General features: G+C 48.2%; 18 protein-coding genes and 1 other annotated feature. Of the genes, 17 read left to right on the forward strand and 1 reads right to left on the reverse strand.

The features are described from left to right. The first annotated feature begins 569 nt into the window (after positions 1-569). From rlmB to MCG46_RS01460, 7 genes are all read left to right on the forward strand, one after another. Entirely contained in the window at positions 570-1298 is a 729-nt protein-coding gene (gene rlmB, locus MCG46_RS01430; RefSeq protein WP_240276963.1) for a 23S rRNA (guanosine(2251)-2'-O)-methyltransferase RlmB, read from the forward strand. 14 nt (positions 1299-1312) lie between these two features. Further along, positions 1313-1951 (forward strand): sigma-70 family RNA polymerase sigma factor, encoded by a 639-nt coding sequence (locus MCG46_RS01435; RefSeq protein ID WP_240276966.1) that lies wholly within the window; start codon positions 1313-1315, stop codon positions 1949-1951. A gap of 101 nt (positions 1952-2052) precedes the next feature. Continuing rightward, positions 2053-2208, forward strand: coding sequence for a 50S ribosomal protein L33 (gene rpmG / locus MCG46_RS01440; protein WP_020225370.1), 156 nt, complete (start codon positions 2053-2055; stop codon positions 2206-2208). Between the two features lie 12 nt (positions 2209-2220). After that, positions 2221-2406: a preprotein translocase subunit SecE gene (gene secE, locus MCG46_RS01445; protein WP_020225369.1), complete on the forward strand. Its 186-nt coding sequence runs from the start codon at positions 2221-2223 to the stop codon at positions 2404-2406. 3 nt (positions 2407-2409) lie between these two features. After that, positions 2410-2958 (forward strand): transcription termination/antitermination protein NusG, encoded by a 549-nt coding sequence (gene nusG, locus MCG46_RS01450; RefSeq protein ID WP_006057353.1) that lies wholly within the window; start codon positions 2410-2412, stop codon positions 2956-2958. Positions 2959-3538: 580 nt separating this feature from the next. After that, complete coding sequence (locus MCG46_RS01455; protein ID WP_240276974.1) at positions 3539-6016, forward strand: diguanylate cyclase domain-containing protein; 2478 nt, start codon at positions 3539-3541, stop codon at positions 6014-6016. A gap of 127 nt (positions 6017-6143) precedes the next feature. Further along, positions 6144-7940, forward strand: coding sequence for a putative bifunctional diguanylate cyclase/phosphodiesterase (locus tag MCG46_RS01460; protein WP_240276977.1), 1797 nt, complete (start codon positions 6144-6146; stop codon positions 7938-7940). A 128-nt stretch (positions 7941-8068) separates the two neighbouring features. Here MCG46_RS01460 and MCG46_RS01465 read toward each other — a convergent pair whose 3' ends face one another. Beyond that, the gene (locus MCG46_RS01465) at positions 8069-8662 is read right to left on the reverse strand and encodes a TetR/AcrR family transcriptional regulator (RefSeq protein WP_240276979.1); all 594 of its coding nucleotides are present in this window, start codon (positions 8660-8662) and stop codon (positions 8069-8071) included. Positions 8663-8836: 174 nt separating this feature from the next. Between MCG46_RS01465 and MCG46_RS01470 the strand changes: the two genes are divergently transcribed. The 10 genes from MCG46_RS01470 to MCG46_RS01515 all read left to right on the forward strand — a co-directional run bounded on the left by MCG46_RS01470 (position 8837) and on the right by MCG46_RS01515 (position 18913). Beyond that, on the forward strand, positions 8837-10912 hold the full coding sequence (locus tag MCG46_RS01470) for an efflux RND transporter permease subunit (RefSeq protein ID WP_240276981.1): 2076 nt from the start codon (positions 8837-8839) through the stop codon (positions 10910-10912). Continuing rightward, entirely contained in the window at positions 10912-13074 is a 2163-nt protein-coding gene (locus MCG46_RS01475) for a hypothetical protein (protein WP_240276983.1), read from the forward strand. Before MCG46_RS01470 ends, MCG46_RS01475 begins: the two co-directional genes overlap by 1 nt. 318 nt (positions 13075-13392) lie before the next feature. Then, positions 13393-13878, forward strand: coding sequence for a PTS system mannose/fructose/N-acetylgalactosamine-transporter subunit IIB (locus MCG46_RS01480; protein WP_240276986.1), 486 nt, complete (start codon positions 13393-13395; stop codon positions 13876-13878). Between the two features lie 78 nt (positions 13879-13956). Then, on the forward strand, positions 13957-14901 hold the full coding sequence (locus MCG46_RS01485) for an ROK family protein (protein WP_240276988.1): 945 nt from the start codon (positions 13957-13959) through the stop codon (positions 14899-14901). A 465-nt stretch (positions 14902-15366) separates the two neighbouring features. Continuing rightward, positions 15367-15843: a PTS sugar transporter subunit IIA gene (locus MCG46_RS01490; RefSeq protein WP_240276990.1), complete on the forward strand. Its 477-nt coding sequence runs from the start codon at positions 15367-15369 to the stop codon at positions 15841-15843. A gap of 173 nt (positions 15844-16016) precedes the next feature. Then, the gene (gene rplK / locus MCG46_RS01495) at positions 16017-16436 is read left to right on the forward strand and encodes a 50S ribosomal protein L11 (protein WP_006057336.1); all 420 of its coding nucleotides are present in this window, start codon (positions 16017-16019) and stop codon (positions 16434-16436) included. Positions 16437-16451: 15 nt separating this feature from the next. Next, positions 16452-17135, forward strand: coding sequence for a 50S ribosomal protein L1 (gene rplA / locus MCG46_RS01500; RefSeq protein WP_020225358.1), 684 nt, complete (start codon positions 16452-16454; stop codon positions 17133-17135). A 32-nt stretch (positions 17136-17167) separates the two neighbouring features. Then, positions 17168-17293, forward strand: a sequence feature (ribosomal protein L10 leader region). Between the two features lie 33 nt (positions 17294-17326). Next, positions 17327-17848, forward strand: coding sequence for a 50S ribosomal protein L10 (rplJ, locus tag MCG46_RS01505; RefSeq protein ID WP_240276992.1), 522 nt, complete (start codon positions 17327-17329; stop codon positions 17846-17848). Positions 17849-17875: 27 nt separating this feature from the next. Next, a complete protein-coding gene (rplL, locus tag MCG46_RS01510) occupies positions 17876-18247 on the forward strand; it encodes a 50S ribosomal protein L7/L12 (RefSeq protein ID WP_020225356.1) in 372 nt (123 codons plus the stop codon). 69 nt (positions 18248-18316) lie between these two features. After that, entirely contained in the window at positions 18317-18913 is a 597-nt protein-coding gene (locus tag MCG46_RS01515; RefSeq protein ID WP_240276994.1) for a class I SAM-dependent methyltransferase, read from the forward strand. The last annotated feature ends 40 nt before the right edge of the window (positions 18914-18953 follow it).

Consider the following 18953-nt stretch of genomic DNA (forward strand, 5'->3'; position numbering starts at 1 on the left):
CTTGCTTAATACGCGATAGAGCCACTCAACTTCATCAAGCATCTCACGATCCTCGTCGTACTTAAACTTTTGCTTTGGCTGTATGTTACAACCGCAGGACGTCACTCGCTTACCGGTTAGCTCAAATCCATACACCTTGATCATATCCCCACAGCTACATCGGCAAAGATAACGATTATCCTTGATACCGTCGGAAGAGATATAAGGATCGAGCTTTGCAATGACAGTTAGTCGGCTAAAAACAAATCCCGTCAAATCGTGGATCACTATCCCCGGGTGGCGCTGCTTATAATGCCAGTAATCGTGATCTGCCTCACGTTCTGTGTAATCGCGTTTAAGCCATTCTTTTTTTAATCTGGCGGCTGCAAGTTTCCGCTGCCTGTGTTGCTCAATCTTCCATTTGTCCTTCATAAATAAAGTATAAAGTTTTATCCTTATTATATAAACTGTTAATATTTGTCACTAGATTGTCGCTAATTATGTTGATTTTGGCAGCTTTGTGTATTATAAATAGTTAAGCAAAAGCCTTTATATAAGGCTTTTATTATGAAAGGTTAGGTAAAAAAATCATGGCACAATGGATATACGGGAAAAACGCAGCAATGCAGATTCTGAAAAGCAAGAAAAAGGTTGAGAAAGCACTCGTAGCGGAAGGCATGCGGTTTCCGGAAGCAGAAACACTGTTAAAAAGCCGCCGCATTCCAACCCAGAGAGTCAGCCGCAAGGAGTTGGACAAAGCCTGCATGGATACGCACCATCAGGGCATTGCTTTGTATTGTGAAGATTACAAAACGGTGAGCGTGGAAGAAATGCTCAGCCGGATTCCACAGGGGAAGCTTGGAACGATTGTCGTGCTTGACGAGCTGGAAGATCCGCACAATCTGGGCGCGGTGTTAAGAACCTGCGATGCGGTTGGAGCGGATGGGGTGATTCTGCGCAAGAACCGATCGGTATCGCTGAATTCCACAGTGGCTAAAGTCTCAACCGGTGCCATCGAAACCGTTCCGGTGGCGATGGTAGCCAATCTGACTCAGACGCTCAAACAGCTGAAAGAAGCAGGGTATTGGGTGTATGGTACAGATATGCAGAACGCCCAAGATTATCGGCAGCCGGCCTTTGATACGCCGGTTGTGCTGGTCATCGGATCGGAAGGCAAGGGCATATCGCGGCTTGTTAAGGAAGAATGTGACGTCATGCTGACATTGCCGATGGAAGGCACGATTTCTTCGCTGAATGCCTCCGTGGCCTGCGCGGTTCTGCTTTATCAGATTCATGCGAAGCGTTTCCCTCTGAAATAAGAGGAGGAAAAAATATGACCGAGGAAGTATCCACAGATAACGAACTGCTGTATATGATGCGCCAACAGGACGACTGGGCGGTGGAAGACCTGCTGAACAAATACAAACCGATGATCTGCGGGATGATTTTCCGCTTCGGACAATTTGACAGCTGCTCGGTTTCCAGCGATGCTTATCGGGAAGATCTTGAACAGGAAAGCCGGATGATGCTGGTCGGAGCTGCGGAAAACTACCGCGAGGATTATCCCTGCAGCTTTAAGACCTATCTGCAGAACTGTCTGAGGAAACATTTATTAACGATTTACCGGCACTCACAATGCTCCAGTGACGCTGCGTTTTACGCCTGTGATTCTCTGGATATCATCGTGGGTGAAAATCATGCTACATACAAAGCTGAGCTGCTGGCGTCCAATGACCGCTTCTTTGATCCGGTTTACTGCTTTGCGTTAAACGAAGCTTCCAAACAGATCAAACATCTGCGCCGATACTTTACACCGAAGGAATGGAAGATATTGTGTCTGTCATTGGAAAGCACCTCATACCAGGAAGCAGCGGCCCTTTTGAACATCACCCGGAAGAGTTACGGCAACCAATTAAGCCGGGTTCGCAAAAAACTGGAATACCTCACTCGAAAATTTTCTGAAGAGGCTTGAAAAGATCCCGGGAAGGTGCTATAATCCGCTTAAGTTAAGGGTTATTTGACGAACCCTTTTCTTTATGGTAAAGTGGATAAGCACGGTAAGGAGGGACCTCGATGGCGAAAGAAACAAAAGTGATTCTGACCTGTACAGAGTGCCTTTCACGCAACTATGTAACACACCGGAATCCCAAGACGCATAATCAACGTCTTGAATTGATGAAATACTGCAAAAAATGTGGAAAACATACACTTCATAAAGAAACGAAGTAGGAGGATACAGATATGTTAAAATGGTTTAGTTTCAGCGGTATCTCCAAAGAAGTCAAGCGTATTCGCTGGCCGAAGAAAGAAGAACTGGGCGGAAATTCGATGGAAGTTCTGATTTTCTGCGCGTCGTTCGGCGTTTTCTTCGTAGCCTGTGAATTTTTCGTTTCCTTCTTCCTGAAATTGATTGGAATCGGAGCGTAAGTCATGACAGAGTCTAAAAAAGAATGGTACGTGGTTAACACCTACGCCGGGCATGAGAACCGAGTAAAGGAAAATCTGCAGCGTCGTGTGGATACGATGGGCATTTCCGACTATCTGTTTCGCATCCTGGTTGCGGAAGAACCGGAGATTGAATACAAAAACGGAAAAAAAGTAGAGAAGATGCACAACCTGTTTCCAGGTTATCTGTTCGTTGAAATGATTATGACGGATGAAGCTTGGTACATTGTCCGAAATACACCGGGGGTTACCGGATTTATCGGTTCCAGCGGCGGCGGCGCCAAGCCGTTTCCAGTATCGCCGGAGGAAATTGATTCGATTCTGCGTCGGATTGGCATGAGCGACCGCAAGGTCAGCGTTAACTTTACGACGGGCGACCGCGTCAAGATTCTGACCGGACCGTTCAGCGGGATTGAAGGCTCGATTGATGCGATGAACGACGATACGCAGACTGCGACAGTTCTGTGCATTCTGTTTGGCCGTGAAACACCGACCGAGATCGCCTATAACGATTTAGAGAAAGTCGAACTGTAAACTGAAAGATCTGCAGGCCGCAGACTGATTTAGGATGCGGCCGATGAATTTGGCGGATCCGAAAATACAAAAATGAAAGCCGCATTGCTGCGGTTTTTTTATGTGCGGCGGAACGGAGATCTTAAACAAGCTCTTTGTATATGACAGATCCGGACTGATACTTTTCCTGTTTGATTTCGTGTTTTTCAGCGAGAAGATTAGAAAAGGCAGCGGTATCCGCGGAATAAAATGCGGATGAAATTCAGAAAGCTGGGTTAATCCCCGGCAAGCAGGAATTATTTTACGGTTTTCAACTTTTTAGGAGTAGGTTATATTTTTCTTTGTGCTATAATGAGGACATATAAAATCGGTTGTTGTAAGAAAGGTCTGCGATAATTTCAGAAAAGGTTCGAGGTTCTCTTGCGGAGAACGGCGGTCCTTTTCTTTCAATCCCAGAGATTGTCCGCTTTGAAGAGCCAGATTCCGCAGCTCTCTGCAAAAAGGAATCAGACCCGCTGGCATCGTTGTCCGGTTTTGAAGCATAAGGATAAATGACGAATTCGATACAGGAATCAAGCTCGGACAGTTCGGAGGCAAAACTATGACGTTCAATATTAATTATCAATTCGGGATTGCGGCAAGCTGGCATGCGCTGGATGAACAGCTGACGCTGGTGTCGGCCAGCAGCGAATTCTGTGAATTAGCCAATATCCATGAGGCCCCGCCCCAGTTTATGACCTTCTTTGAGGCTGCGGGACAAGCTGACTTGTTGGCGGCCGTCCGCGCTGCCCAAAAGGGAGAAGCACTGACTTTGGATCTGCCGATGAAGCTGAACCAGACGACACAATGGGTTCGGCTGAAGGGCATCGTTAAAATGTGGGAAGCGGCAGGACCGCTGCTGCAGCTGATTTATACACCGATAGAGGATCTGATTCAGCGTCAGCGTGAGCTGGATCAGAATGGGAAGGAAATGACGGAATTGGCTGAATGGATGATGGCGGAATATCCAGGGAATGTCTATATCAGCGATCAGGACAATTATGAACTGCTGTATGTCAATCCGATCGCCTGCGATACCCTGCAGGCTGCCCGCAGTCAGGTCATCGGCAAGCCGTGTTATGCCGTGATTCAAGGGCTCGATAAACCTTGCACCTTCTGTACTAATTCTTTATTAAAAGAACATGAATCGTATGAATGGGATTTTGAAAATCAGAAGCTGAAGCGAACCTTTAAAATCAAAGACCGGCCGATTCGCTGGCAAAATCGTCATTGCCGGATCGAGCTTTCCTATGATATGTACAGCTCCGAGTACAAGCTGGCCAAAAAAGACCGGGAACGCGAAGTGATTTTAAACACGATTCCGGTGGGAATGGCACGTCTGGATGCGCGGGATCTCAGCACGGTTCTGTGGTACAACGAAAAGTTTCTGGAGATGATCGGCTATACTGAAACGCAGTTTGAAACAGAGCTGCACTGCCAATGCAATTACATTCATCCCGATGATATGACACGGCTGCTGGAAATGGCCGGACATCTGAAAGCCACGGGAGAAAATGCGGTATTTGACAAGCGTATCCGCAGACGGGATGGAGAAGAACGAATTCTGACAACAACGCTGGGCTATGTCAGTGCGCAGGACAGCTGGGATGGGATTCCCTCTTATTACAGCATCGGACTGGATGTAACGGATGAACGCAGGCAGATCGAAACGCTGCAGCATAAAGCTGAAAAAGACGCCTTAACCAGCATTTATAACCGCGCGGAAACGGAAAGTCAGATCAGCAGCTACATCGCTGAAAATCCACAGTCAATGGGTGCGCTGTTTATGATCGATACCGATGATTTTAAGCAGATTAACGATACCCAGGGACATATGGTCGGCGATGTTGTGCTGACGGAACTGGCGATGGCAATGAAAAAAATTATGCGGTCCAGTGATGTTGTAGGGCGGATCGGCGGCGATGAATTTACAATCTTCATGAAACCGATTAGTCGGGTGGAGGATGCCCAGCAAAAAGCGGAAGTCATGCTGAATATTTTCCGCAGCCTGTTCAAAAAAGACAAGAATGCCGTACAGGTTACCTGCAGCATTGGGATTGCAATCTATCCGGAACATGGAAAAACCTTTAAAGAATTGTATGCCAGCGCCGATAAAGCTTTGTATCAGGTGAAGCTGCAGGGGAAGAACAACTATCAGATCTATAACCCGCAGATGAGCGAAACCTTGGGAACACTGGAATATTCCGGCTTGCGGACAGCGATTGATTCAGAAATCAAGCCGCAGCCGAATGCCGACAGTACGGTTTCCAGTGTCTTTCAGATTTTATATCACACCGCGAATCTGGATGAGGCAATCATGACGATCTTGGAGAGAATCGGCAGGCAGTTTGATGTCAGCCGGGCGTATGTGTTTGAAAACAGTGAGGATGGTCTGTATTGCGATAATACGTATGAATGGTGCAAACCGGGAATTGAACCGCAGAAAGAAAATCTGCAGCATATGGATTATCGGGGCCTGGATGATTACGAAAGCTTATATTCCGAAGATCTAGTTTTCTATTGCCACGATATCAGTACGCTTTCCCCAGCGCAGCAGGCTTTGTTTGCTGCTCAGCATATTCATTCCACGCTGCAGTGCGCCTTTAAGGTGGACGGCCGGTTTGCAGGCTTTGCCGGCTTTGACGAATGTACGGGAAGCCGCTTGTGGAGTGCGGAGGAAGTCCGCGTGCTGGCACTGGTTTCCCAGATCCTGACGACGTTTCTGCAAAGGAAGCAGGCTCAGGAAACCGCCAAGAAAATGAATTCCTACCAGGCGATTTTGGACGCGCAGGAAGAATCGATTTATGTGATCCGCCAGGACACATTTGAGTTGTTGTACGCCAATCAGCGATCCTTAGGATCACATCCGGATCATGGTTTGGGGATGCCATGTTATCTTGCGCTGCATGGCCGTTCGGCCATCTGCGAGGATTGTCCGTTTGGCAAAACCGCGGCGGCATCGGCGAAGAAAACCGTTCGCGTATCCTGGCGCGGGATTGAAGCGTGTCTGGTGATCAAAAATAAACCGGAAAAAGCATAAACCTGCCTGCCCTTTTTGCGGATAATCGAGCGAAATTCAAGGCATGCAGGGCAGCTCTGCATGTCAAGCACAAACGAGGAAGGTCAGAAAGGATCAGTCCCACCCGGGCAGAAAAGAGGGTACGCGCATGAAAGACAAACGCAGTTTATTGATCTATACGATGATCTGGGGCGTGGCCGTCCTGATTCTTGTCGTTTTGTTTTTTGAGAATCTGGGTTTTGCCAAAGTGATTAATTACAGTGGAATTGTCCGCGGCGCAACGCAAAAGCTGGTCAAAGAAGAATTAAACAATGAACCGGATGATGCGCTCATTCAGTATTTGGACGATATTCTCGATGGACTGCAGCACGGCGGGGGAACGTATGATCTGACGCTGATCAGCGCCCGTGACTATCAGTACCGGCTTAAGCAAATGCGGCTTGCCTGGAACCAGATGAAGGAAGAAATTGCGGAAGTCCGGGCAGGAAAAAACAAAGAGATCCTGTATGAAGCCAGTCAGGAATACTTTGTCATGGCTGATGAAATGGTCGCCACCGCGGAAAGTCTATCCAACCGCCGGCTGGTGCTGGCGATCGGAATCTTTTTTGCTTATTTGATTTTGTCGGCTGGTTTTTTTCTGCTTTGGTTTTTCAATAAGCAAAAACAGCTGGATAAAGTCCGCTATGTCGATGAACTGACCGGTCTGGCGAATTTGTCAGGGTTTGAGTTATCCCTGCGAAAGCTTACAGATGCCATGAGTGAAGAGGAACTGGCAATCGCGTATTTTGATCTTGATGATTTTAAATACATCAATGCGACCTATGGTTATGCGGTGGGCGATCAGATCTTATCCTCAATTGGATCTATTCTTGCCTCTGCCTATGGAAAGGATCACTGTGCCCGCGCCGGCAATGACAATTTTTATGTGTGCGTGAAATTGGAAAAGGGTTGTTTGGAAAAGCTGAAACGAAAGCTGCGAAAACAGCTGAAGAAAACGCTGGCTTTGGATGTAATAGACGAAACGACGATCACCGTCGGTGCCTGTATCATGAATAAAAAAGATGAGCTTCATGATATGCTGGACAATGCGATGCTGGCGCATAAACGGGCGAAACAATGCGGAAAAGGCAGCGTTGTCTGGTATGATCAGCAGCTGCTGAACCGGCTGAATCAGGAAACGCTGTTAATGAAACAGCGTCATACCGCCTTAGCTCAGCATGAATTTCAATTATACCTGCAGCCTAAATTTGAAATCCCTTCGTTGGAAGTTTACGGGGCGGAAGCGCTGGTGCGCTGGAGCCGCAAGGATGGCACCCAACTGCCTCCGGATGATTTTATTCCATTGTTTGAAGGGAATGGATTTATTCATGAGCTGGATTTTTATATGCTGAAACAGGTGTGCCGGTTTATCTGTGAGCGGAATTTGCAGGATCGTTTTATGATTTCCGTTAACTTTTCACGAGTGACGATTCATCATCGGGACTTCTATGAAAAATTTCATTCAATTGTCGATGCCTACGCCATTCCATCCCGCTGTCTTCAAATTGAAATTACCGAGAGCGCTTTTAACGGCTTGGCCAAAACGGTTCTGGATATGCTGAATCAGCTGAAACAGGAAGGTTTCATTTTATCGATTGATGATTTCGGATCCGGCTATTCTTCATTGAATCTGCTGAACACATTGATGATGGATGAGATTAAAATCGACCGAGTTTTTCTGAATGAAGAAAATGCGCGCCGCGAACAGATTATCGGCTTGATTGTCGACATTGCGGATACGCTGGAGATCGGTGTGATCTGCGAGGGTGTAGAAACCCAAGCTGACGTGGATATGCTGCAGCGCCTGCATTGCGGACGGGGGCAGGGATTTTATTTGTCTAAGCCGCTGCCGGAACAGGAGTTTGCGGATCAGTTTCTGGCTGCGCCGGTTGCAGCTGGAGAATAATATTTTCCTGTTTTAATGGACTGTCCGGCCTTTCTCAATCTCTTTAGAATAAAAAATGCTGAGGAATCACGTGGAGGATTCACCAGCGTTTTTTTGTTTGGAAAAGCGGATCAAGCCGGGGGCTGACATCACATCAGCATCTTTTCAACCATGCGGTATAACGTCGGTTTGAGATGATCAATCGACGCCGGCTGTTCCTCAATAATCGAGGAATAACAAACCGAACCGACCAGTTCGACAATCATGTAGAGGATCCGGAAAGCCTCATCCCGATCCAGCCGCTGCATCTGTGGATAACTTAGCAGCTCTTCCAGAATCGCGTTGATTTCCGCCTGATTGCCTTCACTGAGATATTCAACGACCAGGGGCCAGGAGAAATTCCGTTCAATCAGCTTAAGCAGACCTTTGTTAGATTTGAAATATTCGATGATCGTATCGATGAAAAACAGCACAGCCGGCAGAAAATCCGTAATCTTCTGTTCTTGAGTTTGGGTGTAGGCGCGGATGACGATCTGGGAACTGATCTGGATGACGAGATGCTTCATGATGTCCTCTTTATCATGAAAATAAAGATAAAAGGTTCCTTTGGCGACCTGGGCTCGCTGTACGATATCATCAATGGTCGTTTTGGCGAAGCCTTTGTTCAGAAAACAATGATACGCTGAATTTAATAAATCGCCTTGCTTCTGTTCTTTTTGCTGTTTTAATGTACGCTGGGCCATAAACTCACTTCCTCAGCCTCATTGTAGCATAGCTGGTAAAAGAGTTAAATATGCAATGACCAAGCGTCAGATGCTAGACAAATCGGTTTATCTGTCGATTGACCAATAGTCATTTCAGCGGTATTCTGTCAAACGTAATGACCAACAGTCATTGAAAAGGGAGAGTGAACTGCAGTGAGAAAAATTGCAGAACAGATCGTAAAAAAACGAATTCTGATTCTGGTGCTGGCTACGGTGCTGTTAGTGCCGTCGTTAGTGGGCTATATCGGCACACGCACCAACTATGACATTCTGAGCTATCTGCCGGATCAGCTGGATTCCATTCAAGGACAGGAAATTTTGGATCAGCAATTCCATGCTGCCAGTATGGCGATGATCACGGTCGAAAACATGGAAAAGAAACAGGTTGATCGGATTGAAGAAAAAATCCGCGGGATCGATGGTGTCCGCGATGTCATGGGACTGGGGGATTTCTTACAGACCATGCCCTCGGAGATGGTTCCGGAGGATCTGCGGGGAATGCTCGACAACGGCACCTGTCAGCTGTTGCTTGTGACGTTTGAGGAAGGCAACGGCGCTGACCGAACGCTAAAGGCTGTGGATGAAATCAAGACGATGATGAATTCACAGATGTTCTTAGGCGGACTGGCCGCAGTCATCAACGACACGAAGATGCTGATCGAACAGGAACTGCCGCTGTATGTGGCAGTCGCCGTGGGGTTATCTTTAGTGGTCTTGTTTTTGGGTCTGCGCTACAGCGTCGCGCCTTTGATTTTCTTGTTGGGAATTCTGTATGCCGTGCTGTATAACTTCGGGACGAATATTTTTCTGGGTGAGGTTTCCTATATCACTTCGGCACTGGCGGCGATTCTGCAGCTGGCGGTGTCGATGGACTTCTCGATCTTTTTGCTGGAACGCTATGACGAGGAGCTGCACAAAGGCTTAAAAAGTGAAGAAGCCATGACGGAAGCGGTGGTCAATACCTTCACGGCGATCAGCGCCAGTTCCTTAACGACAATCGCCGGCTTTCTGGCGATGTGCATCATGGATTTAAAGCTGGGCACCGACATGGGCGTGGTCATGGCCAAGGGCGTCGTGCTGGGCGTGTTCTCGGCCGTCGTCATTCTGCCGGCACTGATTCTGGTGTTTGACAAACCCATTCATAAGCATAAACACAAGGTTCTGATTCCCAAGCTCCGCGGGGTTGCGAAACTGACAACGACGCATTACAAAGCGATCCTGATCATCGCGGTCGCACTGCTGATCCCATTTGGTCTGGCGCAGAAGAAAACCGACGTGTATTACAATCTGTTGGATTCCCTGCCGCAGGATCTGACCTCCACCGCGGGAACACAAAAGCTGCGCGATGAATTCGACATGCCGACAACTAATTTCATTCTCGTCAGCGATCAGCTCAGCCGTCCGCAGATGGATGAGGTGCTGGAAGTCATTCGGACGACGGAAGGCATCAATTCCGTCATGACGCTCGACAAGTTTCTCGGCGCGGGGATTCCGGAAGCCTTTCTGCCCGAAAGCATCCGATCGATTTTCAGTGCCGGCGGCTGGAAAATGATCATGGCCAATTCCAGCTATACCTCGGCAACCCACGCTCAGAATGCCCAGATCAGCGAACTGGAAAACCGCGTCAAAGCGATTGATCCGACGGCGTTGATCACTGGTGAAGGTGCGCTGAACCGGGATCTGGTGCTGATTGCCGATCACGATATTCAAATGGTCAATATCGTTTCAATTCTGGCGGTGTTTGCGATCATTGCGATTTCGTTTAAGTCCATCAGTGTTCCGATCGTTTTGGTTGCGGCGATTGAAATGGCGATTACGATCAACATGGGCATTCCTTATTTTCAGGGAGAAACGATTCCCTTTATTGCCAGCATCGTCATCGGAACGATTCAGCTGGGTGCGACGATCGACTATGCGATCTTAATGATGACGCGTTATCAGGAAGAACGCCGCGTTGGCAAAGTGCGCAGGGATGCGGTTGAGCATGCCGTTTATACGTGCAGCTCCTCGATTTTGACCAGCGGGCTGAGCTTCTTTTCGGCAACGGTCGGCGTGGCGATGGTTTCCAAGATCGACTTGATCCGTTCGCTGTGCGGCATGCTGGCACGCGGAGCGCTGATCAGTATGGCGGTCATTCTGTTGGTACTGCCGGCTTTGCTGATGGTTTTTGGACCGATTGTTGAAAAATCGTCATTTCAATTTCTGAATAAAAAAGGAGAGGAACATTGATGAAGAAGAAAACACGTTTCCTGTCGCTGGCTCTTTCCGGCGTGCTGACGATGAATTTATGGACGCCGGTTTTGGCGGAAGGGCAGCCGGAAGAAAAAACCCGGAAAGAAGAAACCGTCTATGCCTTTCTGGACTGGCAGGGAGAGCTGAAATCCGCGACGGTCAGCGAATGGCTGCATAACGAACAAGGCTTTCATCAAACTGCGGATCAAAGCATTCTGGAGAATATTAAAAATATCAGCGGGGATGATCTGCCGCAGCAAAACGGCAGTTCGCTGGTGTGGAATTCCGCTGAACATGATCTGTATTATCAAGGCACAACGACGGCGCAGCTGCCGTTAACGATGCAGATCCAATACCAATTTAACGGCAAAAACGTAAATCCGCAGGAGATCGTCGGCCAAAACGGCAGTTTGAAGATCACGATCAAGCTGATCAATCATCTGGAAACCACCGAAACGATCAACGGGAAAACAAAATATATTTCCACACTGTTTCCGTGTGCAATTATAACCGATCTGCCGACAGAAACCTTCAAGGATGTCAAGGCGGAATCAGGGCTGATTTTGAATGAATCCAAAAATCAGATCGTGGCGCTGGCAACGATTTCCGGCATGAGTCAGATGCTGCAGGCTTCCCAGGTCAGCGCGCTGGATGAGATCAAGGATAAATTGAAAGATGAATTTGTCATCACCGCGGAAGTGGAAAACTTTGAAATGCCGTCGATCATTCTGGCTGCCACAGCCTCGTCCAATCTGGAAGATCAGGAAATCGACCGCAGCGATTTGGATCAGCTGAGCAGCGGTGTCAATGATCTGAAGGAGGCTACGGCCAAAATTCTGGACGGCACAGTGCAGCTGCATGATGCCAACATTGAACTCAATGATAAAATGGGTGAGTTTCAGTCGAAATATAAGGAATTTTCCGAAGGCCTGAATACTGCTTCCACATCGTCAAAAGACTTAAAGGAAGGCGCGCAGAAGTTGTCGGAGGGCGTAGGTGAGATGCAGCTGCAGCTGAGCGCGATGCTGCAGAAATACAATCTGACGGACGAGCAGCTGATGGGCTTGCTGCAGCAGCTCAACGGCAGTCTGACCCAGCTGCAGAATGCTTCAGCACTGATGCAGCAGCTGGCGGGTGCGATGCAGGGTCTGGCGGAAATGCCGCAGGCAACCGGTGATGCGATTCGCGGTGCTGCTCAAAGTGAAAGTTTTAATGCAGCCTGGGCGTCGGCAGCGGATCAGGTCAAAGCGGGGGTAACCGCAAATTTGCCGGATCTTCCGATTGAAGTGAATCAGGATGCGCTGGTTTCTGCGATCAGTCAGGCGTTGATGGAGCAGGGTATCGATGAGAGTCAGATTCCGGATTTAACCCAGGCGGTTGCTGGGAAGGTGAAAGAACAGCTGGATGCTCAGCTGACTACCGCGCAGCAGACATTGAAAGCCGGGTTAGGCCAGGCTGCTGAGGCAGGGGTGGATGCCATGGGTCAGGCAGGGAAGCAGGTGGCTGCCGGGACGATTGAAACGATTGCTACCTCGGTTCAGGATACGATGAATAAAAAGGTTCAGGAAATGGCCGGACTGATGAGCCAGGCTCAGCAGCTGACCACAGAAATGACCAGCATGATCGAGCAGATCAACGGCATGATTGAACAGATCGGCGGCGTGGATGAGCTGAAAAACGCACTGAGCGCGCTGCAACAGCTGCCGGAAGGACTCAAGACGCTGAAAACAGGAACGGATCAGATGGCTACCGGAACCACGGCGATGAAGGCGGGTCTGGATAAGCTCAACAGTGCTTCCGGCGAGATCACGGATGCGATTGACAAGTTTAAAAACGCGACGCAGGAACTGGCGGAAAAGACCGGTGAACTGAATGACGGCGTCGATGAATTCAGCCGTGAAGGCATAGATGAATTAAGCGGTAAGGTGACGGAAGCCATGGATGATCTCAACGAGGTGCTGGATACGGCACGTGCAGCGTTGGATCAATCCCAAGAATACCGCAGTTACGCGGGTGCGGATGATCACATGGAGACTTCTGTCAAATTCATCATGAAAACGGATGAAATCAAACGCCCGGAAGAAAAAACATCGGTCGCTCAAGCTCAGCCGGAAGTGAAAACGACATTCTGGGAACGGGTTAAGAACTTGTTTCAATGAATCCTCGAAACCAAGTCAGAATGAAATGAGTAATCGAATTTGTCATTAGAGAAAGACAAACAATGAAGGCGGGAAATTCCGCCTTTTTGTATGCCTGAGTCAGAGGTAGATTTTCTTGGAATAAAACAGAAAAGGTCAGCCGATAAAGTGTCAGGAGGATTCCGATACCGAAAATCAAAGACTTGTACTGAAGGGGCAGGAAGAAGTTGAAAACTTTTTAAAATGGTTTTAAAAATAGATTGACAGAAAGTGCTTTCCGTTCTATTATTAAAATAGATTTAAAAAGTAATTTAAAAAGTTACTGAGGAGGAAAAGAAGATGGAAATTGTCAACGTAAGAATCGACGAACGAATGATCCACGGTCAGGTAGCGGCGTTTTGGACAAACTCATTAAACGCCACGCGTATTTTAGTCATCGACGATCAGGCTGCATCGGATGACATCCAGAAAATGGCGCTGCGCATGGCTTGTCCGTCCACGGTTAAACTGTCAATTCTCAGCGCTGAGAAAGCAGTTCAGCGTCTGCAGAAGGAAGCTTATCCCAACGAAAGGCTGTTTGTCGTCATGCGCGGTGTTGCAACGGTGAAAAAAGTTATGGATCTTGGGTATGTCTTTCCTGTGATTAACGTTGGAAACATCTCCAACAAATTGGGTTCTGTTCGAGTTGTCGGAACGACCAGCGTCACGCCTGAGGAAGCGCAGCTGTTTCGCGAGATTGCGGAAAAAGGAATTCGGATCACCGCGCAGATGGTACCAAGCGATGAACTGAAGGAATTCATGCCGCTGCTCGAACGGGCGTTCTAAGCTGAAATTGTTCCGGCCTAAAATCGCTTTTAATCATGAAAATTCGCAGTCAAAATGCGGAGGAAAAGGAGGATGGATATGACAAATTCACCGGTTCTTAATGAAATCAATCGTGAGAAGTTAAAAGAAGTTCTGTCAAATGGATATCCGATGAGCAAAGCGGCGCTGGCAGAAAGGACGGGACTTGATCTGTCGCTTGTCAGCAGCATTGTCGATGAACTGGTAAAAACGCGGGAAATCCAGGCGGTGGGAACACAGTCAGTCAAAGCGGGCAAGAGCTGCCGGGTCTATCAATACAATTTAGACTGCCGCAGCGTTATTGTGCTGATGCTGCAGGGACAGAGAATTGACTGGTTTTTGTTAGACAGCCTGGGCATGACCAAAAACCAGGGACAGGTCGAAGTTGAATCAGATCAGCTGGAAACGATGCTGTTCCTGCTTCAGACGATGCGCCGCAGCGAACCTTCGCTATGCTGCTTTGCTTTGGGCATGGATGCCAAAGGTGAGGATGAAACTGACGAGGATCTGCTGAAAAAGTTGGAAACAGCCAGCGGGTTAAAGGGAATCATCGGCAGTCGCATGTGCTTTAGTGCTGAGGGCAGCGGACAGCGGCTGCGGTTAAAAGAAAACCATTCGCTGATGAGTTTTGGTTTTGGGCAATCCGGTCTGAGCGGCAGCTTCGTGGTCAACGGCAAAGTTCAAAAGGACATACCGAGTTGGACTGACGCATCAAAACCATTGCCGGAGCTTCATGAGGAAAATTCTTCGGATGAACTTTTGCAGGCGCAGCTGCAGTGGATCGAAAACAGCGTGCTTGCTGCGGATCCGGATGTCGTTGTGTTCTATGCGCATCCTTTCTTTGAACAGCATAAAGAAGAGATCCTTGCTGGTTTGAAACAACGTTATAACACCCTGCCGGTTCCGAAGATCATGACTGCGGAAAACTTCCAACTGGATTATGAAATCGGCCTAAGCAGGCAGGCCATGGCACTGCTGGAGGAATTCAAAGATCGGCAGGTTTAAGTGTTTGATAATTGAGTAAATCATTGGGGTCAGGAAAAAGCGGCCAGAGAAGCTGCTTCTCCGCTTATCCATAACCCTTGAAACAGAAAGAACCGTTGAATACAGCGGTTTTTTCTGTTTCGGCAAGGAATTTGCATTGTCGGAGATGAGAGTGCAGATGAACAGCAGGATTCAAATGAAGTTTTAGAAAAAGAAAGCAGGCAGAATGCCAGATGTAAGCAAGTCTGCATTATTTTTGCTTTGAGGCGCTTGTCAGATGCGAGATGAAACACAGTTCAGGAAAAGCCGGTCGTGATAGACGAAACAGAACAGGATAAAACACAGAAATCATAAAATGTCAGCATTTATCGTTGATAAAATAAACGCACTTCTTTAAAATGGGAAAAGTAAAACCACGGATAGTCCGAAATCATTCAATTCAGCAAAGTCAGCGGATATCCAAAAAGATTGCTTGAGGAGGCTGTCATGTTTAATTTATTTAAAAAACCTGTGCGTTGTGAGGTCCTGTCACCTGTGGACGGCATCAGTGTGCCCTTGGAGGAAGTGCCGGATCCGGTCTTTGCCCAGAAAATGATGGGGGAAGGCATTGGCTTCCGCTATGCGGGAGAGTGGGTATACTCTCCGATGAACGCAACCGTGCTGCTGGTGGCGGAAACCCGCCATGCGGTAGGCCTGAAAGGCGCTAACGGAGCGGAAGTGCTGCTGCATATCGGCATGGACACGGTCGAGCTTCAGGGACAGGGGTTAGAAGTGTTTGTTAAGCCCGGACAGAAGGTTAAAGCCGGTGATCCGTTGGTTCGGATCGACCGGGCGTTCATGGAACAGAAGCAGATCGATTTGACGACGATGATCGTCGTGACCAACAGCCGGGAATATCGGGTTGAAATCATGCCGACGGGTCAGGTGAAGACTGGAGATCTTGTGCTTTGCGCGGATCGTTAAAAAAACCGCTCAAACTCGGCTTAAAATCAAAAATATCCCTTGACTAAAGGCTGAAACCCGCTTAGAATAGTAATGCTGTCGAAGGCAGCAAGTTTTATTATGCGTGGGAGGACGGTGTTGCACCTGTCCACAAAACCACAGCACAGACAATCAATTTTAAGGAGGAATGTCTTGTGAGCAAGAAAGTTGCAAAAATTTGTAAGCTCCAGTTCCAGGCAGGCGGAGCCCGTCCGGGACCGGCACTGGCTTCTGCAGGCATCAACATGCCGCAGTTCTGCAACGCATTTAACGATGCGACCAAGGATCGTGCAGGCGATATCGTCCCTGTCATCATCACAGCGTATGAAGACAAGAGCTTTGATTTCGTTCTGAAAACGACACCAGCCTCAGTTCTGATTAAGAAGGCTGCCGGTATCAAGTCCGGATCAGGCAGCGCCAAAGCCAACATCGTCGGAAAGATCTCTCTGGAAAAGTGCAGAGAAATCGCTGAGTACAAGATGCCGGATCTGAACGCCAATGATGTAGAAGCAGCAATGCGGATTATCGCCGGAACAGCGCGCAATATGGGCGTAGCTGTTGAAGGCATGGAATAAGAGAGGGACATCACGATGGCAAAAAGAGGTAAGAAATACACAGAGGCACTGAAGCAGGTCGATGCAGCGAAGCTGTACAGCCTGACCGAAGCGGTCGCTCTGGCGAAGAAAATCAACACTGCAAAATTCGACGCATCCGTCGAAATCTCCTTCAACCTGAACGTTGACCCACGTCACGCAGATCAGCAGATCCGCGGCGCGATGGTTCTGCCGAACGGCACAGGCCGTTCCCAGAAGGTCTTAGTCGTCACTCAGGGCGCGAAGGAACAGGAAGCCAAGGATGCCGGCGCAGATTTTGTCGGCGGCAAGGAAATCCTGGAAGATATCAAAAAGGGCTGGTTCGGATTTGACGTTATCGTCGCTACTCCGGATATGATGGGCGAACTCGGTAAGCTGGGTAAAATCCTGGGCCCGAAAGGCTTAATGCCAAACCCGAAGACGGGCACCGTGACGATGAACATCGCCAACGCTGTCAACGAAATTAAGAAAGGTAAGGTTACTTACCGCGTTGACAAGGAAGGCAACATCAACGTCATGATCGGCAAGTGCTCCTTCACCGATGAACAGCTGGCAGAAAACGCAAAAGCGCTGTACGGCGTCATTGCAAAGGCTCGTCCGGCTGCAGTTAAGGGTAACTACATGAAGAGCATCACGGTTTCCACAACTATGGGACCGGCGATTCGTGTCGCTGCTGAGTAATTGCTTGACAATTACGAAAACCCTGTTAAGATTAGTTTGTTATCAATATACCATAGACAGCAACGGCCACACGGCTTAATCATGTTGCCGAGGTAGGAAGATCAACTTTGAACTTTCAAAACCCGTGCTGTCTTGAGTGCGGGTTTTTATATTCAGGTATATTGTGACAGTATAAAATGGAGGTGTACGGAATGAAAGATGCGGTATTAGAATCCAAAAAGGCAATCGTCTCTGCGATTCAGGAAAAGATGACGAGCAGCCAGTCAACAGTTGTTGTTGAATACCGTGGTCTGACAGTTGCCGAAGTCACTGAATTGAGAAGAAGCCTGCGGGCTGAAGGCATTGAATTCAAGGTTTACAAGAATTCCATGTCCCAGCGTGCCGCTGAGGCTGCCGGATTCAATGAGCTGACGGAACAGCTGACCGGACCAAACGCAATCGCATTCTCTGATGATGCTGTTGCGCCAAGCCGCGTGCTGGCGAAGTTCGCCAAGAAGCACGACAAATTAGTTCTGAAGGGTGCGATCGTCGAAGGCAAAGTCGTCGGCGTCGATACGATTAAAGAACTCTCCAGCCTGCCGAACCGTGATGGCATGCTGTCCATGCTGCTGAGCTGCCTGCAGGCACCGGTTCGCAGCTTCGCTTGCGCTGTTAAAGCAGTCGCAGACAAAGACGGAGAAGCTGCTCCCGCTGAAGAAGCAGCTGCTGAATAACAAAACTGACCAAGGAGGAATAAGAACATGGCAAAGTTAACAAATGCTGAAATCATCGAATCTCTGAAAGAGATGACAATTCTGGAACTGAACGAACTGGTAAAAGCGATCGAAGAAGAATTCGGCGTAACGGCTGCGGCTCCGGTTGCAGCAGCGGCTCCGGCTGAAGCTGCGGCTCCTACAGGACCGACAGAAGTTTCCGTATTCCTGAAGGAAGTCGGCGCTTCGAAGGTTGGCGTCATCAAGATCGTTCGTGAAATCACAGGCTTAGGTCTGGTTGAAGCGAAGGGCTTAGTTGATAAGTGCCCAAGCGCAATCAAGGAAAACATCAAGCCGGAAGAAGCCGAAGAAATCAAGAAGAAACTGATGGATGCCGGCGCTTCTGTCGAAATCAAATAAGTTTCGCAAACACAGATTATCCATTCTGCAAAATCTGCGGAATGAAATTAGCCCATGGGAGGCGATGGAATGAGTCATTACTTTACTGACAATCGTCAACTACCACAAAACCGGAAGGAGATTTCTTTCCGGTTTTCGGGCTTTATTATCCCTCTTATTACAGACAATGGAGTGTTCTGTAAAAGTGAAGTGGATTTTGGATCGTATGTCCTGTTGAAAACGATTAAGGAAGAACCGCTGGGTGATCATGTCCTGGATCTGGGCTGCGGCTACGGCGTCATCGGCGTCACGGTAAAGAAATTATTTCCCGATGCTGAAATGCTGATGGTGGATGTCAATCCCCGGGCGGTAGAGCTGGCTGTTCTTAATGCGCAGAAGAACAGTGTGGAAGCTGAAGTTCGGGTATCGGATATCTTTGAGAATGTCACTGAAACGTTGAGCGATATTCTGACCAATCCGCCGATCCGTGCCGGCAAGAAAGTGATTTACGCGATGTTTGAGCAGGCGTATGATCATTTGCGCCCGCAAGGGCATCTGTACGTGGTGATCCGCAAGCAGCAGGGCGCACTCAGTGCGAAAGCCAAGATTGAGGAAATTTTTGGCAACTGTGAAGTGATCAACAAAGAAAAAGGATATTACATTTTGAAATCGACAAAAACAGATTGACAACTTGTATTAAGTTTGGTACTATATTAAATTGCAAAAA

It is taken from the genome of Holdemania massiliensis (assembly GCF_022440805.1).
GTDB classification, from domain to species: Bacteria; Bacillota_I; Bacilli_A; order Erysipelotrichales; family Erysipelotrichaceae; genus Holdemania; species Holdemania massiliensis_A.